We start from the raw sequence: 24,679 nt of genomic DNA on the forward strand, positions 1-24,679 counted from the left end.
GGATACGGACGATGTCGAACAGCGCGAAGATCGCCATCGGGGGAGTGGTCGCCGCGGTCATCCTGATGCCGTTCATCGGCTTCTGGCTGTCGCTGCTGGTCCTGGTCGGAGTCCCGGTCGTCGCCTACCTGCTGCTGGATCCCGGGCAGCGGCGAAGGCTCCGCCGGATCACCCGCAAGGAGATAGGCCGCTGAGCCCAGGGGCGGGCCCCGGAAGGAGAGGGGCCACCGACGCGGTCCCGCCCCGCGGACGGCCGGCGGGGGCCGGTCAGACGGGCCGGACCGCGAGCGCGTCCAGGGCCGACAGCAGGCCGGGCAGCTCGGCTCCCCGGCCGACCGGCAGCACCTCGCCCGGCTCCTCGTCCAACAGCACGAAGGCGATGTCGTCGGTCCTGGCCACCAGGGACCAGCCCGGGCCGTCGGCACGCAGCATCCGGGCGTCCTCCGTGGCGAAGGAGGACCGTACGCGGCCCGGCGGCGGCGGTGACTCGACGTACTCCCGGGCCTCCGCGAGCACCCGGCGCACCCCGGGGTGGGCTCCGGACGAGGCACTCTCACCCTTTACCTCAGGGTGAGGGTCGGGCGTCGGCGAGGCGGGGGCGAAGTCGGTCGCGTCGTCGATCTGCTGCCGCCACGCCGCCCACTGGTGCGCGATCTCGTCCGCTCCCAGGCGTCGTTGGGCGGGTCCCCACGTCTCCGTGTCCGGGGGCGACAGCGGCGCCCGGTCGGCGCCCTCGGCCTCCGGATCCGGTGCGGGATCGTGGGGCGCGGCCACGCCCGGGGCCGCGACCGCCAGCGGGAGCGGCCAGCCCGGCAGTGCGCAGACCACCGACCGGTCGTCCGGGGACAGGTCGTACTCCATGCCGCAGTCCCAGGCCGCGATCGCCACGGCGACCAGCGACACGTCCTCGACGACGACGGTCCACCGCGCTCCCGTGCCGTCCTGCCCGAGCACCAGCCCGTACCCCTCGGCATACGGCTCGATGCCGAGCACCGCGCAGGCGGCCGGATAGTCGTCGCCGAGCACGGTCGGGAACTGGGCCGGGGTCAGCAGCGCCGCGGTCAGCACATACAGCGCGTCGTCGTCGGCGACCGTGTCGTTCGGCGTGGCCACAGCACCCTCCTCGTCGGTCGTCCTTGAGTCGTCGGCGCACCTTAACGACTGAGCCACCCGCTCGTCGAGAGGCCGGGAAGCCGGGTGAACGCGGGCCTCTCCGTATCCCCGTGATGACCACCCCGCCGGGGCTAGAGTTGGATCTCCGGCCGACAAAAGGGGGCAGCGCGGTGAAGCGGTACGACCGGCTGAAGGAGATCCAGCGTCTCGACCCGGAGCGCGACTTCCTGCGTATCTACCGGATCACGGCGACCTACGAGTTCCCCTGGGACCTCGCGCGCGCACTCGAACTGGCCCTCTACCGCACCTACGCCGTACCCAGCATCGGCCGCCTCCTCGCGCGGACCGCCGAGCTGACGGACCGTTCCCAGAAGCGCTACGACGACACCGCGCTGCTCCTCGACACGGTCCTGGAGCACGGCTTCGACAGCGGATCGGGCCGCACGGCGCTGCGCCGGATCAACCAGATGCACCGCAGCTACGACATCAGCAACGACGACATGCGCTATGTGCTCTGCACCTTCGTCGTGACCCCGAAGCGCTGGCTCGACAGCTACGGCTGGCGTCGGCTCGCCGACCACGAGCTGCGCGCCTGCGCCGCCTACTACCGGACCCTGGGCGGCCACATGGGCATCAGGGACCTGCCACAGACCTACCAGGACTTCGAGCGAACCCTCGACGCCTACGAGGCGGAGCACTTCGGCTGGGACGACGGGGCGCGCCGGGTCTCCGACGCCACTCTGGACCTGATGGGTTCCTGGTACCCGCGCCCCCTGGCCCCGGTCGCCCGCAAGGCCGCCCTCGCACTGCTCGACGACTCCCTGCTCCAGGCCTTCCGCTACCCCCGCCCCGGCGCCGCGGCCCGGAATCTCACCCGTGGCGCCCTGCGGCTCCGGGCCCGGGCGATGCGGCTCCTGCCACCACGCACCCACCCGCACTACGCCCGGCAGAACCCTGAGGTCAAGGGTTACCAGGACGGCTACGAGGTCGCCGAGCTGGGCACGTTCCCGCGCCCCGGCGTCGGCGGCTGCCCGGTTCGGCACCAGCGCCGCCCCGACGCCCCGGCGGAATGACCGCGCGGATACGGGGAGAAGTCAGGGCGCCCGCACGGCGAGGGCGAGGAAGCCGTCGTCCTCGTCGGTGTACACGTCGAGCCGCCAGCCCGAACGCGCCAGCAGCGGGCGGAGGTTGGGCTCGGCCCGCAGATCGCCGTCGGTGACCGGGCGGCCGTGGCGCGCCGCGAGGGCGGCCCGCCCGATCGGGTGGAAGAGCGCCAGCCGCCCTCCCGGTCGCACCACCCGGGCGAGCTCGGCCAGGTCGGGACCGGGCCGGGAGAGATGGGAGATCAGTCCGGACGCGAAGACGGCGTCGAGGACACCTGTGCCCAGGGGCAGCCGGGCGACATCGGCGAGCAGCAGCGTTCCTTCGCTGCCGCGCCCCGCCCGTACCGCCTCCGCCAGCATGGCCGGGGTGAGATCCGCTCCCAGCACCGTTCCCCGTGGCCCGACGGCCGCGCGCAGCGCGGGGAGCGCCCGCCCCGTTCCGCAGCCGGCATCGAGCACCGCGTCGCCGGGCCGCAGCGCGAGCGAGTCGGCGGCGGCGGCGAAGGCGGGCCCGTCGTCGGGGAAGCGGCGGTCCCAGTCGGCCGCGCGAGCGGCGAAGAACTCCTGGACGTTTCTGTGGGCGTCGGTCATACGGCCATGATCACCCGGACACCCGCGTGGCGACGCCGGGACCCGGCACGGAACGGCGGCCGTCACGGGCCGGGCATCCCCGAAGAAGGGGCGGGCCCGCGACGGCCGCCGTTCCACGCCGCCGCCTCAGACGTTGACGCCGTAGTCGGACGCGATCCCCGCGAGGCCGGAGGCGTACCCCTGGCCGACGGCGCGGAACTTCCACTCGCCGCCGTGCCGGTAGAGCTCACCGAAGACCATGGCGGTCTCCGTCGAGGCGTCCTCGCTGAGGTCGTAACGGGCCAGCTCCACGCCGTTCGCCCGGTTGACGACACGGATGAACGCGTTGCGGACCTGGCCGAAGCTCTGCCCGCGGCTCTGCGCGTCGTGGATCGAGACCGGGAAGACGATCTTGGCCACGTCGGACGGGACCGTCGCCAGGTCCACGTTGATGGACTCGTCGTCGCCCTCGCCCTCGCCGGTGAGGTTGTCGCCGGTGTGCTGGACCGAGCCGTCCGGGCTCGTGAGGTTGTTGTAGAAGACGAAGTGCAGGTCGGAGAGGACCTTGCCGGACTCCGAGCAGAGCAGCGCGCTCGCGTCGAGGTCGTGGTCGGCGCCCGTCGTCGTCCGTACGTCCCAGCCCAGGCCGACCGTCACTGCGGTCAGGCCGGGTGCCTCCTTCGACAAGGAGACGTTGCCGCCCTTGGCCAGGGTCACACCCATGAAACATCCTCCATTGATCCAGTGGTCCAGCGGTTCGGTGACGGAGCCTCGGCTGCCGTCACCGGGTCAACGACGGCATCGTGACCATGGTTCCCATGCTTGCGCAAGCCGTGAAGTGATCGTTCCGCGAGATGCTTCCCGCGGGGGCGGTTCCGAGCGTTACGCGGTCGGCCCGGTGCGGGCGGTCTGCGGGTCGGTGTGCGGCACCGGTGTTCCACTGATCACCTGCGTGCCGGTGCGGGCGGTCTGCGGTTCGGTGGGAGACGTCTGTGCCTCGGCCCCCGGTGTCGGTGTGTCGGTCTCCTTCATGGCCTTCGCCTCACTCTTCAGGATCCGCATGGATTTGCCCAGGGCCCGGGCCGTGTCCGGCAGCTTCTTCGAGCCGAACAGCACGATCACCACGACCGCCACGATCAACAGGTGCCAGGGCTCGAGGCCGTTTCGCAACATGTGGGGTCCCACCCTTCCTTTCGGTTCTTTGGCCGGAGTTTCCGCCCCGCGCCGACTGACAGTGCTTCAGGCTGACTATGGGCAGGTCCGATGATCCACTCGGGCGCCAACACTTGCTACATTGCGCAACTGTACAACCATGAGGGGCTGGCGCACGTCCTACCTCATGGAAACCGGACGGATGGGGTGGGCCGATGGCGGGACGTCGGAAAGCGGCAGCGAGCAGGGGCGCGGTGCGCCTGAGGCGCACGGCCCTGGTCGGGACGTCGTTCATGGTGCTGCTCGTCGCGGGTGCCGGATGGGCCTACCTCAAGCTCGGCGGCTCCATCGACACCTTCAGCGCGGACGGGATCTCGGACAACCGGCCGCCCGGCTCCGCGCAGGGCCAGAACGTCCTGGTCATCGGGTCGGACTCGCGCTCGGGCGACAACAGCGGTCTAGGCGGTGGCACGGGCGAGGTGGGGCGTTCCGACACGGCGTTCCTCCTGCACGTGTACGGCGACCGCAAGCACGCGGTGGCGGTGTCCGTCCCCCGTGACTCGCTGGTCGACATACCGCCCTGCAAGGGGCGGGACGGTAGGTGGACCGAGCCGCAGCACCGCGTGATGTTCAACTCGGCGTTCACGGTGGGGGAGACCGCCGAGGGCAATCCCGCCTGCACCCAGAACACCGTGGAGCAGCTCACCGGTCTGCGGGTGGACCACACCATCGTCGTCGACTTCGTCGGCTTCTCCGCACTGACCTCGGCCGTCGGCGGCGTCCCGGTCTGTCTGCCCAATGACGTCTACCAGCGGGACCTGAGCCCGAAACGCCCCACCCGGGGCGAGAAGATCTTCTCCAAGGGACGGCAGACCGTTTCCGGACAACGGGCGCTCGACTACGTCCGGCTGCGGCACGGAATCGGCGACGGCTCGGACATAGGGCGCATCAAACGGCAACAGGCCTTCGTCGCCGCCCTCATCAAGAAGGTCAAGTCCAACGGTCTGAACCCCACCACACTGCTGCCGCTCGCCAACGCTGCCACCGACGCGATGACCGTGGACCCCGGGCTCGGATCGGCGGACAAGCTGCTGTCCTTCGCCCTGTCGATGAAGAACGTCGACCTGCACAACACCAAGTTCGTCACCGTCCCCTGGCGCTACGAGGGCGCACGGGTCGCGATCGTCGAGCCGGACGCCAGTGCCCTCTGGGCGGCGCTCAAGGCCGACCGCACCATCGACGGGAAGGACGCCAGCGGCAAGAAGTCCGACGGCGGCGACGGCAAGGGCGGCACCCCGGGGGCCGCCGGGAACACCCCGGTCTCCGGCAAGGGCATCAGCGTCGCGGTCCACAACGGCACCACGACCCCCGGCCTCGCCGCGCAGGCGACCGAGCTGCTGCGCTCCCGGGACTTCACCGTCACCACCACCGACACGGCGAGCAGCCAGGACCACGCCACGACCGTCGTCGAGTACGGACCGGGCCTCCGGGAGCAGGCCGAGACCACCGCGCGGCTCTTCGCCGGAGCCAGGGCGGTCGAGTCCACCACCCCCGGCATCCAGGTCATCCTGGGAACCTCCTACGCCCAGAACCCCACGGCCGCCCCCGGGGCGACGGCGCCCACCACCGTTCCCTCCACCGTCGCCGACGAGGGCCGGTCCGCCGACGACGACCCGTGCGCCAACCTCTCGTACGGCTGACGATCCGCCCGGGGCCGGCCCGGTCAGTGCGACGGCCCGGCCGTCCGGAGCCGCAGAACCGGGTGACGGGGCGGCGCGAAGCCGTACGACTCGTACAGCGCGATCCCGTCCCCGGTGGCGTTCAGGGCCACCTCGGCGACAGTGGTCTCCGTACGGAACCAGTCGAGCAGGGCGTCGAGACAGACCCGGGCGTGACCGAGGCGACGGCGACGGGGGTCGGTGCTGACGTTGAAGACGTGCCCCTGGAGGCCGCCCAGGTTCGTCGGGCCCGGGGCGCGCGCGTCGCACGCCCCTGCCGCGCCGGAGACCACACCGAGCCGGGGATCGTCGACCAGGAACGCCGCGAACAGACCGGGCCGCCCCAGTTGGTCGGCGAACCAGTCGGCCGCGGCCGCCCGCCACGGCGCGTCGGGGCCACCGGTCTCCACCCCCATGCCGTCCAGCATCAGCCCCCGCAGCCGTACCAGCGCCGGTACGTCGTCGAGCGTGGCGCGACGGGCGCGTACCGCGGCCGGGCCACCGGGCTCCGCACGGCCGGCGGGCAGGGAGGGACGGGTGTGCGGTTGGATCATGACCGGCTCCACTTCCGTTCGTAGCGGTTGCGGGCCGCCCGCAACGCGGCCGCGTACAAGGTCAGCACCGACGCCAGCAACAGGTAGTAGAGCGGCGGTAGCGCGCTCATGCCCAGCAGTCCGCCGAACGGCGTGAGCGGCAGCAGCAGGCCGACCACCGCGAGGCCGCAGGCGGCCATCCGCAGCGGACCCCCGCCACGACCGCCGGCGGCCCGACCGCCGGTGCGGAGCAGCAGCATCACCAGGGCCTGGGTGAGCAGGTTCTCGGTGAACCACCCCGAGTGGAACGCCTCCTGCTCGCCGGAGGCAGAGGAGCCGTGCAGGGCGATCGCCAGCACCGCGAAGGTCGCCAGGTCGGCGGTGGCGTTGATCAGTCCGAAACCCGTGATGAACCGGAGGAAGTCGCGCGGCCGGAGCAGCGCGGGCCGGCGCAGCACCTCGGCGGCGGGGCGGTCGAAGGCGAAGGCGAGCTGTGCCACGTCGAAGCAGAGGTTCTGCACCAGAACCTGCGCCGGAAGCATCGGCAGGAACGGCAGCATCAGCCCCGCCGCCAGCATCGCGATGACATTGCCCAGGTTGGACGAGAGCGTGATGCGCAGATACGTCGCGATGTTCCCGCTGGAGCGCCGTCCCGCGGTGATCGCGTCGTCGATCGCCGCGAGGTCCTTCTCGGCCAGCACCACGTCGGCGGTCTCGCGCGCCACGTCGACCGCGTCGCGCGGGCAGATCGCGACATCCGCGGCGTGCATCGCGGGCAGGTCGTTGACACCGTCGCCGAGGAACCCGGTGGTCCGCCCGGTGGTGCGCAGCGCGGAGACGACGCGTGCCTTGTGCTCCGGAGTGCACCGGGCGAAGACCTTGGCCCGCTCGGCGGCCTCGGCGACCTCCGCGTCCGACAGCGCGTCGAGCCGCTCGGCGGGTACGACCTCGCCCGGATCGAGGCCGAGGTTCCGGCAGGCCCGGGCCACGGTGCCCGGATCGTCGCCGGTCAGGACCTTGACGTCGATCCCGCGGTTCCGCAGTGCGTCCAGTGCGCCGGACGCGCTCGGCGCGAGCGCGTCCCGCAGTGTGACGAAGCCGAGGAAGGTCAGCCCCCGCTCGTCGGACGGGGTGTACGCGCGCGCCCGGGCAAGCCGGTCGGTCCGTGCCACGGCGAGCAGCCGCAGTCCGCTCGCGGTCTCCCGCGCGGCGAGCGCACGCAGCCGGCTCCGCTCGGTCTCCTCCAGCGCGCACCGTTCCAGCACCGCCTCGACCGACCCCTTGGTCACGAGGGTGTGCACCCCGAGCCCGCCGGGGCGGCGGACGACCGCGGTGGAGAGACGGCGTGCCGGATCGAACGGCAGCGCCGCGACACCGTCGTACGCGGACCAGTCCTCGTCCCGTTCCTCGGCCGCGTCCAGCACCGCTTCGTCGAGCGCGTCGGGGGAGGGCAGGTCGGCGAGCTCCAGCGTCCACAGCGCGTTGACCGCGGCCCAGTGCAGTACCTCGGGGTCCTCCCGGCCCGAGGCGTCCAGCGCCTGCTCGACGACCGGGCGGTCCTGGGTGAGGGTCCCGGTCTTGTCCACGCAGAGCACGTCGACGGCACCGAGATCGTGCAGCGCGGGCAGCCGTTTGACGATGACCCGGTGGTCCCTGGCGAGCAGCGAAGCGCCTCTGGCCAGCGCGGTCGTGACGATCACCGGCAGCATCTCCGGCGTCAGCCCGACGGCCACCGCGACGGCGAACGGCAGTGTCTCCAGGCCCCGGCCGCGCAGCGCCGCGTTGGCCATCAGGACCAGGGGCGGGGTCAGCAGCATGAAGCGGATCAGCGTCCAGGAGATCCCGTGCACCGACCGGTCGAAGGCACTGGCCCCGCGACGGCGGGCCGAACCGTCGTACGCGGCGGCGAACCGGGTGTCCCCGCCCGTGGCCGTCACGACCGCCGTGGCGCTGCCGGAGGCCACGCTGCTGCCCTGGAAACAGAGCTCCGGCCGGGTGAACAGCCCCTCGCGGCCGTCGTGCGCGTCCCCGGCGGAGCGCGGCCGTGGCACCGGTTCGACGGCGTGCTTGGCGACCGGCACCGACTCGCCGGTGAGAGCCGACTGGTGAACGGTCAGCCCGCTCGCCCGCAGCAGCCGCACATCGGCGGGTACGAGATCGCCGGCGGCGAGCCGGATCACGTCGCCCGGGACCAGCTCCGCGACGGGCAGCTCACGGGCCTGCGGCGCCGCGTCCGGGCCGGTCCGGCGCAGGACGCTCGCGGTGGTCGCGACCAGTGCCCGCAGCGCGGCCGTCGAACGGTCGGCCCGGTGCTCCTCCACCGAGCGCAGCAGGCAGCTGACGACCACGAGCACCAGCGTCACGCAGGCCGTTCCCCAGGAGGACACGGCCGCCGAGACCAGGCCCAGGCACAGCAGCACGGACGTGAAGGGGTCGCGCAGACTCCGCAGGAATCGCCGGGGCCAGGAGACCGGGCGCCAGGCGGGCAGGACGTTCTCGCCGCAGCGCACGAGCCGGTCGGCGGCCTCTTCCTCCAGCAGCCCGCGCGGACCGCTGTCCAGCGAACGGAGCACCTGGAGGGACGTGGGCCCGGCTTCCCCCACGGCGGTCGGGACGACGGCGGCGACGGGGCCCGGATCCCTCCGCGTTCCCGACAACGGCAGGACCACGGCGGACGGGCCGTCGTGACCGGCCCTGCCGGGAAGGGGGCTGGTGGGGTCTGTGCTGCCGGGACCTGCGGCGGCACTGCTCTCAGGCACCGAGCCCACGGAGGCGTGAGGGCGGTGCGGGAGCGTGCCCGGCACGCTCGGCGAGCTGTCCGACCATCAGCCGGACGACGGTCACCACGTCGGGGTCGTCGACCAGGTACACCTGGCGGCGGCCCTCCCGCCGGGAGCGGACGAGTCCCGCGAGCTTCAGCTTGGTCAGATGCTGGCTCACCGACGGGAGCGTGCCGCCCACCCGGTCGGCGAGACCGGTCACATCGCTCTCGCCCTGGGCCAGGGCCCAGACGATGTGCAGCCGCGCGGGTGTCGCCAGCAGGCCGAAGGCCGCGGCGGCCTCCGCCAGCACCTCCGCGGGCGGATCCTCGAAACCGCCATCGGCAGCTGTCGGCACTCTTCGCTCTCCCTGTCCGCTTCCGCTCCGCGTGGCCCGGACGACACCGTCGTCCGACCGTGCGGTCCGTTCGTGTCATCCGTCCCCGAAGCGTCCAGTGTAGGTGCCGGACCAAGCCACATGAGAGAGGAGTCCTTGCCCCTACGTGACCGGTGCGCAAGGCTTGTACCAACGGGGCACGGGGAACGTATGAGCGGGGAGGAGCGGGGAAATGGCGCTGAACAGGGGACTCGACTGGCTCCTTGACGATCTCACGAGCAGGGTCGAGTACATACGGCACGCGCTGGTGCTGTCGAACGATGGACTCGTCACGGGAGCGAGCGCGGGGCTGGCTCGCGAGGACGCCGAGCATCTGGCCGCCGTCTCGTCCGGTTTGTACAGTCTGGCGCGGGGGTCGGGGCGCCACTTCCGGGCCGGTAGGGCTCGTCAGACCATGGTGGAGTTCGACGAGGCGATGCTCTTCGTGACGGCGGCCGGGGACGGCAGCTGTCTCTGTGTGCTGAGCGATGCCGAGGCGGATGTCGGGCAGGTCGCGTACGAGATGACGCTGCTGGTCAACAGGGTCGGCGAGCACCTGGGCGTCGCGGCACGGCAGTCGGCGGAGGAAGAGGACGACCGCGCCTGACCGGTCCCGCGGTCTCCGGACGGTCGTCGGAGTTATCCACAGGCCGGACGGGAGGATCCCCTTCGGGGTTACGGTGCTCACGCAGAGTAACCGAACTTCGTGGGGGAGAGTGTCATGGCTGTTGCCGAGGAAGCGCGGATGGGGGCGGCCGGTCCGGGGGCGAGTGGCGAGGCCGCCGAAGCCACGATGGCGATGGGCGCGGCGGCGCGCGAACTGGAGCTGAAGCGGGGAGAGTTCGTGATCGCCGCACATCTCGGGCTGATCCGCCTGACCGCATCGCGGGACGGCAGGCGGTCCCGGGTCGGCTGCGGTGAGGTCGAACGGCTCCGGTCGCAGGAGGGTTTTCCGGACGTACTGCGCGCCAGGGTGCGTACGGTCGGCACGGCGCAGGGGGCCGAGCAGCTCGGGATCAGCCCGGACCGTTTCACCAAGCTCGCCCGCGCGGGATGCCTCACACCCATCGCGTTCTATCTCAACCGGTACCGGGCGGTCGTCTGGCTCTATCTCGCCGACGAGATCGCGGACTTCGGTGCCCGGGAACCACGACTCCTGGAAGGCCGGAGCCCGGCCTGGCTGCTCGGCCGGCTTGCGGACGGCGCCGACTGCCGGGCGCGCAACTGGCGTTCACGGCGGGTCGAGCGTCTGTGCGGTCTGACGGAGGATCCGTGGGCCCGCGCGGCCGTGCTCGCGGAGACGCTGGACCCGGTGCAGCTGGCGGAAGTGGTCGACGATCCGTACGAGCGGGCCTACCTCGCCAGGATCGGGCCCGAGCCGGTCTTCGGTCCGGTCGGGCCGCCGTGGGCGCGCGAGACCATGGCGCGTCTCATGCGGGCCGACGAGCCGGACGAGCTGCTGTGGCGGCGGGTGACGCTGATCATGGAGTTGGACAATGCCAGGGATGTCCGGCCGGCCCCGCGCCCGGACGGTGCGTGGCGCGACCTTGCCCCTGCGGGCCCGGAAGCCGGGGGCGGCACACCCGGGCAGCACACTCGGGTCGATGTCGATGCCGATGCCGCGCCGTGTGGGGAGGCGGACCGGGGTGCAGTGGGCTCGGTGGTGCCGTCGGGCGGTGGGCTGCTCGCCCGGATCGGCCGGTTCCGGCGTACGCGCAGGGCGGCCGACCGCCGGCGCGTCGGGCCGCGAGGTGCGTCGCCGGGACGGCCTTCGGGGGTGACCGCCGTCCGTGACCGCGGGGCGCGCAAAGCGCTCGCGTGCGGAGAGCGGGCAGGGCATCCTGACCCGCATGATGATCAGGGAAGCCACACCTGAGGACTGGCCCGCCATCTGGCCGTTCTTCCATGAAATCGTCGCCTCGGGCGAGACGTTCACCTATCCGCCGGACCTCGGGCAGGAGGAGGCCCGCTCCTGGTGGCTCCTCCAGGCCCCCAACCGGACGGTGGTCGCGGTCGACGAGGAGGGAACCGTCCTCGGCACGGCCAAGATGAACAACAATCAGATGGGCAACGGTGCGCACATCGCCAGCGCCAGTTACATGGTCGATCCGGCACATGCGGGGCGGGGCGTCGGGCGGGCCCTGTGCGAGCACACCCTGGAGTGGGCGCGCGCGGAGGGGTTCCGGGCGATGCAGTTCAACGCGGTCGTCGAGACGAACGTGCACGCCGTCAGCCTCTACCGTTCGCTCGGCTTCGAGATCCTGGGAACGTTGCCGGAGGGGTTCGAGCACCCGAGGGAGGGATTCGTCGGACTGCACATCATGCACCGCCGTCTGTGATCCGGCCGCACCGGCGGCGGTCGGGGAGCCGTCGACGCGGATCAGGGCCGCTCGGCGGTCGGGGAGGGAGCCGGGGGAGTACCGGAGGGCTGGGTGGCCGGGGGGCCGATCTCGCACCAGACCGCCTTGCCCTCGCCACGCGGCTCGATGCCCCAGCGCGAGGCCACGGCGTCCAGCAGAAGCAGCCCCCGGCCCGAGGTCGCGGTCTCGCCCGGGCTGCGCCGCCTCGGCCAGGCGCTGGAGCGGTCCTGCACGGACAGCCGGACCCTGCGCACGGGCTCCGGCAGCACCTCCAGGGTGAGTACCGCGCCGCCCTCCGTGTGCAGCAGCACGTTCACCAGCAGCTCGCCGGTCACCAACTCGGCGTCGTCCGCGAGTTCGGCCATGTCCCAGTCGGTCAGGGCCTGACGCACGATGTTCCGGGCGTCGGACAGCCCCTCCGGGTCCGCCTGGTGGATGTACTGATGCAGGCGGGGAGCCCTGGGCGACCCGGGGTCCGGGCTGCGGCGGAGCACCAGGAGTGCCACGTCGTCCCCCGAACCCCAGCGTTCCCAGAGCTGGTCCGAGAGATGGTCGGCCAGCGCCTCGGCACCCGCCGGTCCCACGCTCACCTCATGGACCAGGGCCCGCACACCCACGTCGATGTCGGCCCCCGGCTCCTCCACCAGGCCGTCCGTGTACAGCACGAGCGTCTCGCCCGGCACCAGGTCCAGCCGGGTCTCCGGATACTCCTCGTCCCCGAAGTCCGTCGAAATGCCCAGCGGCAGCCCTCCGCGCACCTGCGGGCTGCCGACCCGGCCGTCCATGTGCCGGATCAGCGGGCTGAAATGCCCCGCCCGGACCACGCGTACGGTCCCCGACGCGAGATCGACCTGCGCGTACGTGCAGGTCGCGAACCGGTCCGTGTCCAGCTCCGCGAGGAAGCGCGAGGCGCGGGCCAGCACCGTGGAAGGAGGGTGCCCCTCACCCGCGTACGCGCGCAGCGCGATGCGGAGCTGGCCCATGATGGCCGCAGCGTGCGTGTCATGGCCCTGCACGTCACCGACGACGATCCCGAACCGCTTGTTGGGCAGGGCGATCACGTCGTACCAGTCGCCGCCCACCTGGCGTCCGCTCCAGGCGGCGTGGTAGCGCACCGCGATCTCTCCGCCCTCGATCTCCTGGATCCGCCGCGGGAGCATCGCCGACTGAAGACCGGTGGCGAATTCGCGTTCCTCGTCGAAGAGCTTCGCGCGCTGCAGGGACTGCGCGACGATGGCGGCCAGTCCCAGACAGAGGTTGCGTTCGTCCGCGTTGAACGAGGTGCTCTCCCGGTAGAAGAGGGCCAGGGTGCCCAGAGGGCGGGCCTGGGCGACGAGCGGGAGATAGGCGGCCGCCCGGAACTCCAGTCGGCCGGCGTGGGGAGCGAGCGCGGGGTAGCGCTCGATGAGCGCCGCGACGGAGGTCAGGAACCGTGGCCGGCCGTCGAGCACGGTGTCCGCGAGCGGGAATCTCCGGTCCAGCCCGGCGTCCCCGACCCCGTCGATCGCCTCCACGGAATCACCGCTCAGCGCGAGGACGCTCAGCGAGGTGTTCTCGACCAGGGCGAGCGCGAGGCCGTCCGCCCCGAGCCGGGTCAGCGCATCAGGACCGGTGAGCGCCGCGGTGACATCGTCGACGGTCACCGCTCGTGACAGCGCGCTCGTTGTCCGTTCAACGATGCTGGTCTGCCGCTGGCGCCGCCTCTCCAGGTCGAGCATGAAGGCCGAATGGGTGACCTCCGCGGTGGCGTCCTGCACCACCCCGACGACCCGGTGCGGCCGACCGTCGTCATGGCGCAGGATGCGGGCCTGAATATGGGTCCACTGGTCCCGCCCGTTCTCCATCGGCACCAGGAAATGAACACTGCAGGAACTGCGCCCGCTTCGGATCGCGTCGTCGATCGCCATGTCGAGACGGGTCCGCTCCGACTGTTCCAGCAGGTTCAGCACCGTATCGGGCCGGGAATCGAAGGTCTGGGGGTCCAGGCCGAAGACGAGCAGCCCGGCGTCGTCCATGTCGATCGTCCCGGCCCCCACGTCCCACTCGAAGCTGCCCGTCCGGTTCATGGCAAGCCGCTGCGCCGTCCCGATCTCACCGCTGTGCACCCTCTCGAACAGCAGATGCGACGGGACGGAGGTGCTCGGTTGCTGGTCGTGATCGGTCATACCTGCTCCGGAAGTCGCCGGGCGGGGCTGCCGGACGGCGCGGCCCGAACGGGGTCACTCAATTGTCGAACCGGTTCCGGCAGGTTGCCACAGCGGACACCGGGCGAATTCCTCCGGCCGGGGAACGGCGGCGGACCCGCGCGCCCGGACCCGTCCCCCACCCCTGCCGGTCCGGTCCGCACCCCGCACCGGAGAATGGCGGCGGAAGATCGCCGGCGGACCGCGGGCGATACAACACAGGGGCTGACCGGAGCGCAATCATGAACCACGAAGATCCCGTTCTGCTGCACGACGAGGGGCGTGTCCGCCACATCACCCTCAACCGGCCACGTGCCCTGAACGCGCTGAACCATGACATGGTGAAGCGTCTCGACGCGGCGCTCGCCGAAGCGGGGGCCGACGACACCGTCATCGCCGTCCTGATCACCGGGGCGGGCGGGCGCGGCCTCTGCGCCGGTGGCGACATCCGGTCGATCTACGAGGACGCCAGGGCGGGCGGCAGCGCGTCGACGGACTTCTGGCGCGACGAGTACCGGCTCAACGCCCGGATCGCCCGCTTCCCCAAGCCCTACGTCGCGATCATGGACGGCATCGTGATGGGCGGCGGTGTCGGCGTCTCGGCCCACGGCGACGTCCGGATCGTCACCGAGAACTCGCGCATCGCCATGCCCGAGACCGGCATCGGCTTCGTCCCCGACGTCGGCGGCACCCACCTGCTCGGCGCCGCCCCCGGCGAACTCGGCATCCATCTCGCGCTCACCGCGGACGCGGTCGGCGCGGCCGACGCACTGCTCTGCGGGCTCGCCGACCACTTCGTCCCGTCCGAACGCCTCGCCCCACTCGTCGCGGACCTCGCCGGATGCGGCACGGCGGCGGGGATCGAGGAGACGGTGCGCCGCCATGCCGCGCCCGCACCGGCCGGCGAACTGGCCGCGCACCGGGAGTGGATCGATGCCTGCTACCGGGCGGACACCGTCGAGGAGGTCGTCGACCGGCTCGACGGCAGCGGCGTCCCCGCCGCCAAGCAGGCCGCCCAGACGATCCTCGGCAAGTCGCCGACCGCGCTGAAGGCGACCCTCTCGGCGGTCCGCAGGGCACGCGGTCTCGGTAGCCTGGAAGCGGCGCTCGACCAGGAGTACCGGATCTCGTGCGCCGCTTTCACCCGGCCCGACCTGGTGGAAGGCGTACGAGCGCAGATCATCGACAAGGACCGCACCCCGCGCTGGAATCCGGCGACCCTCGCCGAGGTCACCGAGGAGGACGTGGCCTCCTTCTTCGCTCCGTTGGGCGACCGGGAACTCGGCCTGGCCGCCTCCGTGACGACGGACTGAGCCCGGCGGCGCGCCCGCATCCCGTCTGCGGCGGTCCGGCCCGGCCGCACCCCGGAGCGGGACCGGGCCGCACCGGCTCAGCACGCGTGCAGCCGGGCGGCGGCCCCGTCCCAGGCCCGCTGGTCCCCCTGCGGGACGTAGTGGCGCAACTCCTGTGTACGGGACACCAGTTGCCGCATCCCGGTCAGGTCGCCGACCAGCCCCCGCGCACGGGCCTGCACCAGGATGTTGCCGAGCGCGGTCGCCTCGGCCGGTCCGGCGGTGACGGGCAGCCCCGTGGCATCCGCGGTCCACTGGCACAGCAGCTCGTTGCGCGAGCCGCCGCCCACCATGTGGATCCGGGCCACCTCCCGACCGGCGAGCGAGGCCGCCTCCCGCAGGGTCCTGCGATGGGCCAGCGCCAGGCTCTCCAGCACGCACCGGACGTACCCTCCCGGGCCGTCCGGCGGCACCTGCCCCGACGCGGCGAGCCGCTCGTCGATGCACGACACCATGTCGTCCGGTGCGAGGAACGCCTCGTCGTCGGGGTCGACCAGAGCCGCGAACGGCCGGGCGCGCGCGGCGGCCGAGAGCAGCTCGCGCAGCCCAGGATCCCCGCCCCGCCGCTCCCAGGACCGGCGGCACTCCTCCAGCAGCCACATTCCCATGATGTTGCGCAGGTAGCGCACGGTCCCGTCGATTCCGCGCTCATTGGTGAAATTGGCCGCCCTGGACGCCTCGGTCAGCACCGGCGACGTCAGCTCCAGCCCCGCCAACGACCACGTGCCGCACGACACATAGGCGAATCCCGGCCCGGTGGCGGGCACCGCCGCCACCGCCGACGCCGTGTCGTGCGAGGCGACGATCGTCACCGGCGTACCGGCCGGCAGACCCGTCTCCGAGGCGACATGCGGCAGCAGCGTTCCCGCCGGGTCACCCGGCTCACGCAACGACGGGAACCAGGAACGCTCCAGGCCCAGACGGGCCATCAGCCCGTCCGACCAGCCGCCGGCCGAGGCGTCGAACAGACCGGTCGTCGACGCGTTGGTGATCTCGGCGCCCACCGACCCGGTCAGCCAGTACGTCATCAGGTCGGGGATCATCAGCACCGTCCGCGCCGCACCCCACTGCGCCCCCGCACGGTGGGCCGCGAGCTGGAACACCGTGTTGAACGGCAGGTACTGCACACCACTCACCGCGTACAGCTCCCGCGCCCCGCACACCGCGAGCACCCGCTCGGCCGCCCGCGCGTTCCTGCCGTCCCGGTAGTGGAACGGCAGGCCGAGCAGGGACCCGTCCGCGTCCAGCAGACCGTAGTCGACCGCCCAGGAGTCGATGCCGACCGAGGCCACCGGGCCACCGCGCGCGGCGGCCCGCAGCCCGACCAGCACCTCCCGGTACAGACCGAGCACATCCCACCGCAGCCCGTCCGGCAGCCGCACCGGCACATGGGCGAACCGGTGCCTCTCGCACAGCGCCAGCCGCTCCGGCCCGACCCGACCCGTGATCACCCGGCCGCTCGTCGCACCGAGGTCCACGGCGGCGAAGACCGCGTCGCGCTCCGGTGTCACAGTCATCGGCAACCCCGTCCGGTCATCGGAGGAAGGCCGCGGCCACACCGGCGTCGACCGGAACATGGACCCCGGTGGTGTGCGTGAGCTCGCCGCCGGTCAGCGCGAACACCGCGTTGGCCACGTGCTCCGGCAGCACCTCGCGCTTGAGCAGCGTCCGCTGGGCGTAGAACTCGCCGAGCCTCTCCTCCTCGATCCCGTACGTCGCCGCGCGCTGGGCGCCCCAGCCACCGGCGAAGATCCCCGAACCGCGCACCACACCGTCCGGGTTGACGCCGTTGACCCGGATCCCGTGCTCGCCCAGCTCCGCGGCCAGCAGCCGCACCTGATGGGCCTGATCGGCCTTGGTGGCCGAGTAGGCGATGTTGTTCGGGCCCGCGAACACCGAGTTCTTCGACGTGATGTAGACGATGTCACCACCGAGCCGCTGTCCGCGCATCACCCGGGCGGCCTCCCGCGAGACCAGGAACGAGCCACGCGCCATGATCGCGTGCTGGCGGTCCCAGTCCTGGGCCGTCGTCTCCAACAGCGGTTTCGAGACGGAGATCCCGGCGTTGTTCACCACCAGGTCCACCCCGCCGAACGCCAGCACGGAGGCCCGGAACGCCTCGACGATCTGCTCCTCCCGGGACACGTCGACCGTCACGGCGACCGCGGTGTCCGGCCCGCCGATCTCCCGCGCCACCGAAGCGGCGCGCTCCGCGTCGATGTCGGCGACGACGACACACGCCCCCTCCGCGGCCAGCCGGTGCGCGATCGCCCTGCCGATGCCGGACCCGGCGCCGGTGACCAGCGCCACCCGGGCGGCCAGCGGCTTCGCCCTCGGCATCCGGCGCAGTTTCGCCTCCTCCAGCTCCCAGTACTCGATCCGGAACTTCTCGGACTCCTCGATCGGAGCGTAGGAGGAGACGGCCTCGGCGCCGCGCATCACATGGACGGCGTTGAGATAGAACTCCCCGGCGACCCGGGCCGTCTGCTTGTCCTTGCCGAAGGAGAACATCCCCACCCCCGGTACGAGCACGATCGCCGGATCCGCACCACGCATCGCCGGGGAATCAGGGGCGGCATGACGGTCGTAGTACGCGCGATACGCCTCCCTGTACTCCCCGTGCAGCTCCGTCAGCCGGGCCACCGCCTCCTCCAGCGGGGCGTCCGCCGGCAGATCGAGCACCAGCGGACGGACCTTCGTACGCAGGAAGTGGTCCGGGCACGACGTTCCGAGCGCGGCGAGCCGGGGATGTCCGGTCCGGGACAGGAAGTCGAGGACCGGCTCCGCGTCGGTGAAGTGGCCCACCTGGGGGCGGTCGGTCGAGACGAGGCCCCGGACCAGCGGGGCGAGTTCGGCCGCGCGCTCCCGGCGCCGCTCCCCGGGCAGGGGCTCCCGGCCCGCCCATACGGGGCCGAAGGGCTCGGCCCTGCCCCGTTCCCGGAGGAAGGCCTCGGCGGTCCGGATCATCCACAGGGCGTTCTGCTCGCACTCCTCGGACGTCGTGCCCCAGGCCGTGATCCCGTGGCCGCCGAGCACCACCCCGACGGCCCGCGGGTCGGCCGCCCGGACCGCGGCGATGTCCAGGCCGAGCTGGAACCCGGGCCTGCGCCAGCCCACCCAGGCCACCCGGTCGCCGAAGCACTCGGCGGTGAGCCTCTCGCCGTCCGCCGCGCAGGCCAGCGCGATTCCCGCGTCCGGATGCAGATGGTCGACATGCGGCGCCTCCACCAGGGCGTGCATCGCCGTGTCGATGGACGGCGCCGCACCCCCCTTGCCGTGCAGGCAGTAGTCGAAGGCCGCCACCATCTCGTCCTCGTGCTCCACCCCCGGGTACACGTCCTTGAGGGCGCGCACCCGGTCCAGGCGCAGTACCGCGAGCCCGGACTCGGTGAGTGTGCCGAGGTCCCCGCCGGACCCCTTGACCCACAGCAGTTCCGTCTCGCCGCCCGTGACGGGGTCGGTGCCGTTGGCCTTGACCGAGGTGTTGCCGCCGGCGTAGTTGGTGTTCCGGGGGTCGGAGCCGAGCCGGTGGGCGCGTGCCAGGAGCGCGGCGACTTCGGGGTGCGTCGCGGAGGCCATGTGATTCCTTCGTCGTCGAGGTCCGGCCGGGCAGGCCGGTGGGGGCGTGGGGGAGCGGGCGGGACGTCCGGGGCTCAGGGCGTGTCCGGCGGATCATGGCCGGGGTCGCGGTGTCCGCCCCTGATCCTCCGGACACGCCCTAGGCTCCCCAGCCGGCCTGCTCGCCGCCGACCCGGGCCTCGGCGATCCGCTCCTGGTTCCCCGAGGCCAGATAGGCGGCGAACGGGTCCCTCGCCAGCCCCAGCTCCTCACGGACCTCCGCGAGCAGCGGACGCACATCGGTGTTGTACGCGTCCATCAGGACGGCGTTCGCTGCCAGGACGTCGCCGGACCGCTGCGCGTCGCCCAGCGCGGCCCTGTCGACCAGCAACGCCTTGGCCGTCGCCTCCTGCACATTGGCGACCGAACGGATGACGGCCGGGATCTTCGCCTCGATGTTGTGACACTGGTCGAGCATGAAGTTGACGTTCGTCTCCGGCTTCAGACCACCGTTGCCGATCACCTCGTGCATGATGCGGAACAGCTGGAACGGGTCCGCCGCCCCGACCATCAGATCGTCGTCCGCGTAGAACCGGGAGTTGAAGTCGAACGCGCCCAGCTTCCCCGCGCGCAGCAGGAACGCCACGATGAACTCGATGTTGGTGCCGGGCGCGTGGTGGCCCGTGTCCACCACCACCTGGGCCTTGGGCCCGAGGCTGAGGCAGTGCGCGTACGCCGTGCCCCAGTCCGGCACGTCCATCGTGTAGAAGGCCGGCTCGAACAGCTTGTACTCCAGCAGCATCCGCTGGTCGTCGGCGAGCCTCCCGTACACCTCGGCCAGCGCCTCGGCGAGCCGGTCCTGGCGTGCCGCGATGTCGTCCTGACCGGGGTAGTTGGTGCCGTCGGAGAACCAGAGCTTGAGATCGGGCGAGCCGGTCTCGTCCATGATGTCGACGCACTCCAGCAGATGGCCGACGGCCTTGCGGCGCACCTTCGGGTCCGGATGGGTGACCGAGCCGAGCTTGTAGTCGTCGTCCTGGAACACGTTCGAGTTGATCGCCCCGATCCGCACGCCGAGACCCTTGGCGTGGCGGGTCAGCGCGGCGTAGTCGTCGACCTTGTCCCACGGGATGTGCAGCGACACCTTCGGGGCGACCCCGGTGAACGCGTGCACCTGCGCCGCGTCCTCCAGTTTCTCGAACGGATCGCGCGGCACCCCCGGCTGCGCGAACACCTTGAACCGCGTCCCCGAATTTCCGTATCCCCACGACGGGGTCTCGATGACCTGGGACTTCAGAGCTGCCTTGACGGCCGAAACATCAGACATGAACACCTCGTGGGTGGAGTCGCCGCCCGGCGGCCGGAGGAGACCGCGCGGATGCATGAATCGTTTCACTCGATACGTACGCTAGGTTTGCCGCAGAGGGACAGTCAAGAACCCCGCCGGGTCCCCGACTACCATCCTCCGGATGCCCCGAATTGGCGGTGTCCTCGGCCGGTGGCCCTGTGGCTACAGCCTTCTTGAATCAATTCACCGACGGATCCGGGACACCGGACCATGACGCTCGAAGCCGCCTCCACCGCGCCCGTTCAGCGCGTGTCGCCCGGCGTGCCCGGCCGCAGCGAGCTGACCAGGTCGAAGAACCGGGACTCGTTGCCGCGGAGGCCGGCCTGCCGCAGTGCACCGTCCGCCTCCGCGATCGGGCAGGCGAGCAGCGGCACATACCGAGGACCGTCCCCCGGATCGGCGAGCGCCGCACGCGTGGCCTCCAGCAGTCGGACGTAGGCCTGGGCCGCGGCGAGTTCGTCAGCACTCATCTCAGCATCTTCCGGTCAGAGGTGTCGGATCCACCAGCATCCCCCATGGGTACGACAACGGCCTTCAGATCGTGCCCGCACGGACGTCTTGTTCGAGTCGGCCGACACCGTGCTCCGCACCGACGGATGGGTGCGGTTGCTCGTGGATCTCGCGCTGGCGGCCGAGTATCGCCGGGGCCCGGCGCCCTCTACGCCGGTCTCAACCGCGGACAGGCGAACCGTCGCCCGGCTTCGGCGGGTCCTGGCGGTGGGCATCTCACTGTGGCTTCGGCCGGATGTCGGCACCGTGCAGGACCGCTCGTTCTGTCGCGCCTACGGCCGCGGCAATGCCACGTACCAGATGCCCGGCTGGCCGTACTCGGTCGTCGTCGCCCTGGAGAGCGGCCGCATTTCCTTGTCCGCGTTCCTGGACGCGGTCCGCCTTGAACCCGGTGCCGACCTGGCCGCTGACACCGCCGCTCAGGTTCGTGAGGTGGTCGAACGACTCGTCGCGGCGTGGGACGAACCCTCGCCACCGGCACGGCATAGAGCCGCCCCGCCCACTACAAGGCCGGCACCAAACCTCGCAGCGCAGGCTGACAAGCACCACAGACGTCAGCACACTGAGCACATGCGATATGAGGAGAAGGCGAAGATCACCATCGTGAGAGCCCTTGTCCCAGCGGCCGTTCTCATCTCCTCACCGGTACTGCTGATCGCCGGAGCACCGATCCGCCGCCGATACCTTCGCTACATCTACCGGGATGAGGCCCCACCGATCCTGGAAAAGGAGCAGGGCACGGTCAGGATCCACTGGTTCGTTGTCACCAGCCCCCTGCTCGCACGGCTCTGCCGGCCCACAGAGTCACTCGCCCGCCTCGTCCCACGCCGAGGTCAGACAACAAGCCGACGGCCGTCCGGCCCCCGCGCACCGCCCGGAGGCTCGACCTCCAGGAATCTTCGACGGCGCGCTCCCCGGTACACCAGCACCGTCCACCCCAACTCGCGCAGCGCCGTCGCGCACCGCTCCAGCCCGTCCTCCTCCGTGCGGGCGGCACCGCTGCCCGGCGGCCCGAGCCATTCGACTCGTACGCCGTCGGCGGCCTCGCCCGGTCGCAACCGGTACCCCGTCGCCGTCCGCAGGCCCACGGCATCGGTGGCCGACACGGGTAGGCCTGCCGCTTCCAGAGCGAGGGCGACCGCCCGGACCGGCCGGTTCGCCTCCCACGGGGCGGGAACGCTCTCCGGAGCGTCATGGCCGACGTTCGTCAGCCGACGGATCTGCAGCATGCCCTCGAGCGCCGTCCGCACGGACGCGGCGCGCCTCCCGTCCGCCACCGGCGCCGGGCCGTCCCCGGTCGCCGGATCGAAGCCGGGATCGTTCTCGGTGCTCATCGGCGTCCCCCTTCACCCGTGCCGTGCTCCTGGCTCCTGCCAGTGTGCGACACGCCACTGACAACGGCGCCCGGCATCGGGGCGCGGCCCCCGAGCGTCATTAAGGACGGCGAACGGGTGACGGCTCCCGGTAGGGTCGGCGGTCCGCCCCCGCTCATCGAAGGATCCATCCGCCGTGCCCCACAATGCCCAAGGCTCCGGAACCGACCGCGACGACCGTGCCGCGCTGCGCGCCGACTGCGCGAACTGCTCCGGGCTGTGCTGCGTGGCACTGACGCTGACCCGGTCCGCGGACTTCGCGGTCGACAAGGAGGCCGGGCAGCCCTGCCGGAACCTCCAGGAGGACTTCCGCTGCGGTATCCACACCGAACTGCGGACCCGGGGCTTCCCCGGCTGCACCGTGTACGACTGCTTCGGGGCGGGCCAGAAGGTCTCCGGCGAGATCTTCGACGGAAGGGACTGGCGCGGGGACCGGGCGACCGCCCGGCAGATGTTCCAGGTGTTCCCGGTCGTACGCCAGCTCCACGAGCTGCTCTGGTACCTCACGGAAACGCTGTCCCTCGCCCCGGCGAAACCCCTGCACGACGAGGCCCGGAGCCTCCTCGACGAGACGGAGCGTCTCAGCAGGCTGCCCGCCGACGCCTGTGCGGAGCTGGACGTTGCCGCTCACCGCGAGACCGTGGCCGAACTCCTGCACCGGGTCAGCGCACGCGTCCGGGCCACCGCACCGCGCCCGAAGAACGGGAGGAAACGCGACCGCCGGGGCGCCGACCTCATCGGAGCCAGGCTCCGGGGCGCGGATCTGCGCGGTGCCGACCTGCGCGGCGCGTACCTGATAGCGGCCGACCTGAGCGGGGCGGATCTGCGCCTCGCCGACCTGATAGGCGCCGATTTCCGGGACGCGGACGTATCGGGCGCCGACCTCACCGATAGCCTCTTTCTCACCCAGGCCCAGCTCAACGCCGCCCGGGGCGACGCGGCGACCCGGCTTCCGTCCGCGCTCCGCCGTCCCGCGCACTGGGACCGGTGAGCCCCGGAGCCTCTTACACGGAGCCCGGCGGACGATCCGGACCGTGTGGCCGAGGTCGGTGAGCCGGGCACTGCGGACGTGTCCGGTTCGTTGCACAGTGCGGCGTACCCGGACGCCGACGACGACCGGACCGAGGAGTTCCGCACATGCCCAGCACCACCGACGGCAGCACAGATCCGAGCCGCAGGGACGGGAACCGCACCCGCCTCGTGGAGGACCTCATGGAGCGGTTCCCGCACGTGCCCCGGGAAGCCGTCATCAAGGAGGACCTGCTGCGCGGCGGCGTGGCGTTCGACGAGTCCGCCCTCAGCGACAACGAGAACGGCGACGTCAAGCCGAAGTCCTACTTCATCTTCTCCTTCGACCACGGCACCCTTCCCGAACTGGGAGCGGCCGCGCTGCGCCGCCCGCCGGAGGAGATCGTCCTCACCGGCGGCCCGTACGACCTGCGCAGGACCGTCGTGTCCGTGCGGGTCAACCCGTCGTCCCCGTACCGCGTCGCGGCCGACGCCGAAGGTGTGCTCGGGCTGTACCTCGACGGCAGGCGGATCTCCGAAGTGGGCCTGCCCCCGATGCCGGACTACTACCGGCACACGCTGGAGAACGGCAAGTCCGTGATGGAGGTGGCGCCCACCATCCAGTGGGGATACCTGGTCTACCTGACCGTCTTCCGGGTCTGCCAGTACTTCGGCGCGAAGGAGGAGTGCCAGTACTGCGACATCAACCACAACTGGCGCCAGCACAAGGCGGCCGGCCGCCCCTACACCGGTGTGAAGCCGGTCGAGGAGGTCCTGGAGGCGCTCGCCATCATCGACAAGTACGACACGGCGAAGACATCCACCGCCTACACCCTCACCGGCGGGGCCATCACCTCCCACATCGGCGGACGCGACGAGGCCGACTTCTACGGCCAGTACGCCAAGGCCATCGAGGAGCGCTTCCCCGGCCGCTGGATCGGAAAGGTCGTCGCCCAGGCCCTGCCCAAGGCCGACGTGCAGCGCTTCCACGACTACGGCGTACAGATCTACCACCCCAACTACGAAGTGTGGGACCGCCGGCTGTTCGAGCTGTACTGCCCCGGCAAGGAGCGCTACGTGGGCCGCGACGAGTGGCACCGCCGCATCCTGGACTCCGCCGACGTCTTCGGCGCGCGCAACGTCATCCCCAACTTCGTGGCGGGCGTGGAGATGGCCGAGCCCTTCGGCTTCACCTCGGTGGACGAAGCCATCGCCTCCACCACCGAGGGCCTGCGGTTCTTCATGTCGCACGGCATCACGCCCCGGTTCACCACCTGGTGCCCGGAGCCCACCACCCCGCTCGGAAAGACCAACCCGGACGGAGCTCCGCTCGAATACCACATCCGCCTGCTGGACGCCTACCGCGCCACGATGGAGGAGTACGGGCTCAGCTCGCCCCCCGGCTACGGCCCGTCCGGGCCCGGACGGGCGGTCTTCTCCGTGAGCTCGTTCATGGACAGCCTCCCGGCCGCCGCTGCCGCCGACGAGAACCCGGCGTAGCGCCCGGCCGAGGCGTTCCGGACCCGGCGGGGATGTGCTCCGCCGGGCCCGGCGGAACGTTGTGCCCGGTCGGGGCGGGTCCGTCCGTTCCGGACGGGGGAAAAACGGTTCGTCCGTTGACACCGAGGATGGGAGCAGATGTCTGCGGGCACGTAGAGGTGGA

22 protein-coding genes are annotated in these 24,679 nt (G+C 71.7%); 9 read left to right on the top strand and 13 right to left on the bottom strand.

Features of this window, described 5'->3' with window-relative positions:
• Positions 1-11 precede the first annotated feature (11 nt).
• Complete coding sequence (locus tag ACIQGQ_RS29685; RefSeq protein ID WP_366297090.1) at positions 12-194, top strand: hypothetical protein; 183 nt, start codon at positions 12-14, stop codon at positions 192-194.
• Positions 195-267: 73 nt separating this feature from the next.
• Here ACIQGQ_RS29685 and ACIQGQ_RS29690 read toward each other — a convergent pair whose 3' ends face one another.
• Positions 268-1,113 (bottom strand): hypothetical protein, encoded by an 846-nt coding sequence (locus tag ACIQGQ_RS29690; RefSeq protein WP_402401323.1) that lies wholly within the window; start codon positions 1,111-1,113, stop codon positions 268-270.
• 170 nt (positions 1,114-1,283) lie between these two features.
• Here ACIQGQ_RS29690 and ACIQGQ_RS29695 point away from each other — a divergent pair, with 170 nt between their 5' ends.
• Positions 1,284-2,186: an oxygenase MpaB family protein gene (locus ACIQGQ_RS29695; protein ID WP_402401326.1), complete on the top strand. Its 903-nt coding sequence runs from the start codon at positions 1,284-1,286 to the stop codon at positions 2,184-2,186.
• A gap of 21 nt (positions 2,187-2,207) precedes the next feature.
• On the opposite strand, the gene ACIQGQ_RS29700 is transcribed toward ACIQGQ_RS29695, so the two are convergent.
• The 3 genes from ACIQGQ_RS29700 to tatA all read right to left on the bottom strand — a co-directional run bounded on the left by ACIQGQ_RS29700 (position 2,208) and on the right by tatA (position 3,959).
• Positions 2,208-2,807, bottom strand: coding sequence for a class I SAM-dependent methyltransferase (locus ACIQGQ_RS29700; RefSeq protein WP_402401329.1), 600 nt, complete (start codon positions 2,805-2,807; stop codon positions 2,208-2,210).
• A 126-nt stretch (positions 2,808-2,933) separates the two neighbouring features.
• Entirely contained in the window at positions 2,934-3,509 is a 576-nt protein-coding gene (locus tag ACIQGQ_RS29705; protein WP_352280347.1) for a TerD family protein, read from the bottom strand.
• A 159-nt stretch (positions 3,510-3,668) separates the two neighbouring features.
• A complete protein-coding gene (gene tatA / locus ACIQGQ_RS29710; RefSeq protein WP_402401332.1) occupies positions 3,669-3,959 on the bottom strand; it encodes a Sec-independent protein translocase subunit TatA in 291 nt (96 codons plus the stop codon).
• A 272-nt stretch (positions 3,960-4,231) separates the two neighbouring features.
• On the opposite strand from tatA, the gene ACIQGQ_RS29715 reads away from it, so the two are divergent.
• Positions 4,232-5,638 (top strand): LCP family protein, encoded by a 1,407-nt coding sequence (locus tag ACIQGQ_RS29715; protein WP_402401627.1) that lies wholly within the window; start codon positions 4,232-4,234, stop codon positions 5,636-5,638.
• Positions 5,639-5,661: 23 nt separating this feature from the next.
• On the opposite strand, the gene ACIQGQ_RS29720 is transcribed toward ACIQGQ_RS29715, so the two are convergent.
• The 3 genes from ACIQGQ_RS29720 to ACIQGQ_RS29730 are packed head-to-tail and all read right to left on the bottom strand — an operon-like array spanning position 5,662 to position 9,306.
• The gene (locus ACIQGQ_RS29720) at positions 5,662-6,210 is read right to left on the bottom strand and encodes a GNAT family N-acetyltransferase (protein WP_402401335.1); all 549 of its coding nucleotides are present in this window, start codon (positions 6,208-6,210) and stop codon (positions 5,662-5,664) included.
• Positions 6,207-8,957, bottom strand: coding sequence for a magnesium-translocating P-type ATPase (mgtA, locus tag ACIQGQ_RS29725; protein WP_402401338.1), 2,751 nt, complete (start codon positions 8,955-8,957; stop codon positions 6,207-6,209). Before mgtA ends, ACIQGQ_RS29720 begins: the two co-directional genes overlap by 4 nt.
• Positions 8,941-9,306 carry a metalloregulator ArsR/SmtB family transcription factor gene (locus tag ACIQGQ_RS29730; protein WP_352280352.1) on the bottom strand — a complete coding sequence of 122 codons (366 nt, stop codon included), beginning with the start codon at positions 9,304-9,306 and terminating at the stop codon, positions 8,941-8,943. Before ACIQGQ_RS29730 ends, mgtA begins: the two co-directional genes overlap by 17 nt.
• Before the next feature lie 211 nt (positions 9,307-9,517).
• Here ACIQGQ_RS29730 and ACIQGQ_RS29735 point away from each other — a divergent pair, with 211 nt between their 5' ends.
• The 3 genes from ACIQGQ_RS29735 (at position 9,518) to ACIQGQ_RS29745 (ending at position 11,663) form a co-directional block, all read left to right on the top strand.
• On the top strand, positions 9,518-9,931 hold the full coding sequence (locus tag ACIQGQ_RS29735; protein ID WP_402401342.1) for a roadblock/LC7 domain-containing protein: 414 nt from the start codon (positions 9,518-9,520) through the stop codon (positions 9,929-9,931).
• 114 nt (positions 9,932-10,045) lie between these two features.
• Positions 10,046-11,200 carry a DUF6397 family protein gene (locus ACIQGQ_RS29740; RefSeq protein ID WP_402401346.1) on the top strand — a complete coding sequence of 385 codons (1,155 nt, stop codon included), beginning with the start codon at positions 10,046-10,048 and terminating at the stop codon, positions 11,198-11,200.
• Positions 11,175-11,663, top strand: a complete 489-nt coding sequence (locus ACIQGQ_RS29745; protein ID WP_402401349.1) for a GNAT family N-acetyltransferase — start codon at positions 11,175-11,177, stop codon at positions 11,661-11,663. The genes ACIQGQ_RS29740 and ACIQGQ_RS29745 overlap by 26 nt, the downstream gene beginning before the upstream one ends.
• A gap of 41 nt (positions 11,664-11,704) precedes the next feature.
• On the opposite strand, the gene ACIQGQ_RS29750 is transcribed toward ACIQGQ_RS29745, so the two are convergent.
• The gene (locus ACIQGQ_RS29750; protein ID WP_402401352.1) at positions 11,705-13,849 is read right to left on the bottom strand and encodes a SpoIIE family protein phosphatase; all 2,145 of its coding nucleotides are present in this window, start codon (positions 13,847-13,849) and stop codon (positions 11,705-11,707) included.
• A 260-nt stretch (positions 13,850-14,109) separates the two neighbouring features.
• On the opposite strand from ACIQGQ_RS29750, the gene ACIQGQ_RS29755 reads away from it, so the two are divergent.
• A complete protein-coding gene (locus ACIQGQ_RS29755; protein ID WP_402401354.1) occupies positions 14,110-15,180 on the top strand; it encodes an enoyl-CoA hydratase/isomerase family protein in 1,071 nt (356 codons plus the stop codon).
• Positions 15,181-15,257: 77 nt separating this feature from the next.
• Here the strand turns inward: ACIQGQ_RS29755 and ACIQGQ_RS29760 are convergent, their stop codons facing one another.
• From ACIQGQ_RS29760 to ACIQGQ_RS29780, 5 genes are all read right to left on the bottom strand, one after another.
• Positions 15,258-16,736: a rhamnulokinase family protein gene (locus tag ACIQGQ_RS29760; RefSeq protein ID WP_402401357.1), complete on the bottom strand. Its 1,479-nt coding sequence runs from the start codon at positions 16,734-16,736 to the stop codon at positions 15,258-15,260.
• Between the two features lie 16 nt (positions 16,737-16,752).
• The gene (locus ACIQGQ_RS29765) at positions 16,753-18,798 is read right to left on the bottom strand and encodes a bifunctional aldolase/short-chain dehydrogenase (protein WP_402401360.1); all 2,046 of its coding nucleotides are present in this window, start codon (positions 18,796-18,798) and stop codon (positions 16,753-16,755) included.
• A 139-nt stretch (positions 18,799-18,937) separates the two neighbouring features.
• The gene (rhaI, locus tag ACIQGQ_RS29770; protein WP_402401363.1) at positions 18,938-20,104 is read right to left on the bottom strand and encodes an L-rhamnose isomerase; all 1,167 of its coding nucleotides are present in this window, start codon (positions 20,102-20,104) and stop codon (positions 18,938-18,940) included.
• Positions 20,105-20,367: 263 nt separating this feature from the next.
• The gene (locus ACIQGQ_RS29775) at positions 20,368-20,595 is read right to left on the bottom strand and encodes a hypothetical protein (RefSeq protein WP_402401365.1); all 228 of its coding nucleotides are present in this window, start codon (positions 20,593-20,595) and stop codon (positions 20,368-20,370) included.
• Between the two features lie 873 nt (positions 20,596-21,468).
• On the bottom strand, positions 21,469-21,969 hold the full coding sequence (locus tag ACIQGQ_RS29780; RefSeq protein ID WP_402401368.1) for a hypothetical protein: 501 nt from the start codon (positions 21,967-21,969) through the stop codon (positions 21,469-21,471).
• Between the two features lie 175 nt (positions 21,970-22,144).
• Here ACIQGQ_RS29780 and ACIQGQ_RS29785 point away from each other — a divergent pair, with 175 nt between their 5' ends.
• The gene (locus ACIQGQ_RS29785; RefSeq protein WP_402401371.1) at positions 22,145-22,999 is read left to right on the top strand and encodes a pentapeptide repeat-containing protein; all 855 of its coding nucleotides are present in this window, start codon (positions 22,145-22,147) and stop codon (positions 22,997-22,999) included.
• A gap of 146 nt (positions 23,000-23,145) precedes the next feature.
• Entirely contained in the window at positions 23,146-24,516 is a 1,371-nt protein-coding gene (locus ACIQGQ_RS29790; RefSeq protein ID WP_402401374.1) for a radical SAM protein, read from the top strand.
• Positions 24,517-24,679: the final 163 nt, after the last annotated feature.

The organism is Streptomyces sp. NPDC092952, assembly GCF_044754785.1.
Classification (GTDB): Bacteria; Actinomycetota; Actinomycetes; order Streptomycetales; family Streptomycetaceae; genus Streptomyces.

Excerpts from the sequence above, each read along its gene's own strand:
- ACIQGQ_RS29705 (WP_352280347.1), bottom strand. The coding sequence starts at position 3,509 with ATGGGTGTGACCCTGGCCAAGGGCGGCAACGTCTCCTTGTCGAAGGAG.
- ACIQGQ_RS29685 (WP_366297090.1), top strand. The coding sequence starts at position 12 with ATGTCGAACAGCGCGAAGATCGCCATCGGGGGAGTGGTCGCCGCGGTC.
- tatA (WP_402401332.1), bottom strand. The coding sequence starts at position 3,959 with ATGTTGCGAAACGGCCTCGAGCCCTGGCACCTGTTGATCGTGGCGGTC.
- rhaI (WP_402401363.1), bottom strand. The coding sequence starts at position 20,104 with ATGTCTGATGTTTCGGCCGTCAAGGCAGCTCTGAAGTCCCAGGTCATC.
- ACIQGQ_RS29735 (WP_402401342.1), top strand. The coding sequence starts at position 9,518 with ATGGCGCTGAACAGGGGACTCGACTGGCTCCTTGACGATCTCACGAGC.
- ACIQGQ_RS29775 (WP_402401365.1), bottom strand. The coding sequence starts at position 20,595 with ATGAGTGCTGACGAACTCGCCGCGGCCCAGGCCTACGTCCGACTGCTG.
- ACIQGQ_RS29760 (WP_402401357.1), bottom strand. The coding sequence starts at position 16,736 with ATGACTGTGACACCGGAGCGCGACGCGGTCTTCGCCGCCGTGGACCTC.
- ACIQGQ_RS29755 (WP_402401354.1), top strand. The coding sequence starts at position 14,110 with ATGAACCACGAAGATCCCGTTCTGCTGCACGACGAGGGGCGTGTCCGC.
- ACIQGQ_RS29715 (WP_402401627.1), top strand. The coding sequence starts at position 4,232 with ATGGTGCTGCTCGTCGCGGGTGCCGGATGGGCCTACCTCAAGCTCGGC.
- ACIQGQ_RS29720 (WP_402401335.1), bottom strand. The coding sequence starts at position 6,210 with ATGATCCAACCGCACACCCGTCCCTCCCTGCCCGCCGGCCGTGCGGAG.
- ACIQGQ_RS29740 (WP_402401346.1), top strand. The coding sequence starts at position 10,046 with ATGGCTGTTGCCGAGGAAGCGCGGATGGGGGCGGCCGGTCCGGGGGCG.
- ACIQGQ_RS29750 (WP_402401352.1), bottom strand. The coding sequence starts at position 13,849 with ATGACCGATCACGACCAGCAACCGAGCACCTCCGTCCCGTCGCATCTG.
- ACIQGQ_RS29745 (WP_402401349.1), top strand. The coding sequence starts at position 11,175 with ATGATGATCAGGGAAGCCACACCTGAGGACTGGCCCGCCATCTGGCCG.
- ACIQGQ_RS29765 (WP_402401360.1), bottom strand. The coding sequence starts at position 18,798 with ATGGCCTCCGCGACGCACCCCGAAGTCGCCGCGCTCCTGGCACGCGCC.
- ACIQGQ_RS29700 (WP_402401329.1), bottom strand. The coding sequence starts at position 2,807 with ATGACCGACGCCCACAGAAACGTCCAGGAGTTCTTCGCCGCTCGCGCG.
- ACIQGQ_RS29780 (WP_402401368.1), bottom strand. The coding sequence starts at position 21,969 with ATGAGCACCGAGAACGATCCCGGCTTCGATCCGGCGACCGGGGACGGC.
- ACIQGQ_RS29790 (WP_402401374.1), top strand. The coding sequence starts at position 23,146 with ATGCCCAGCACCACCGACGGCAGCACAGATCCGAGCCGCAGGGACGGG.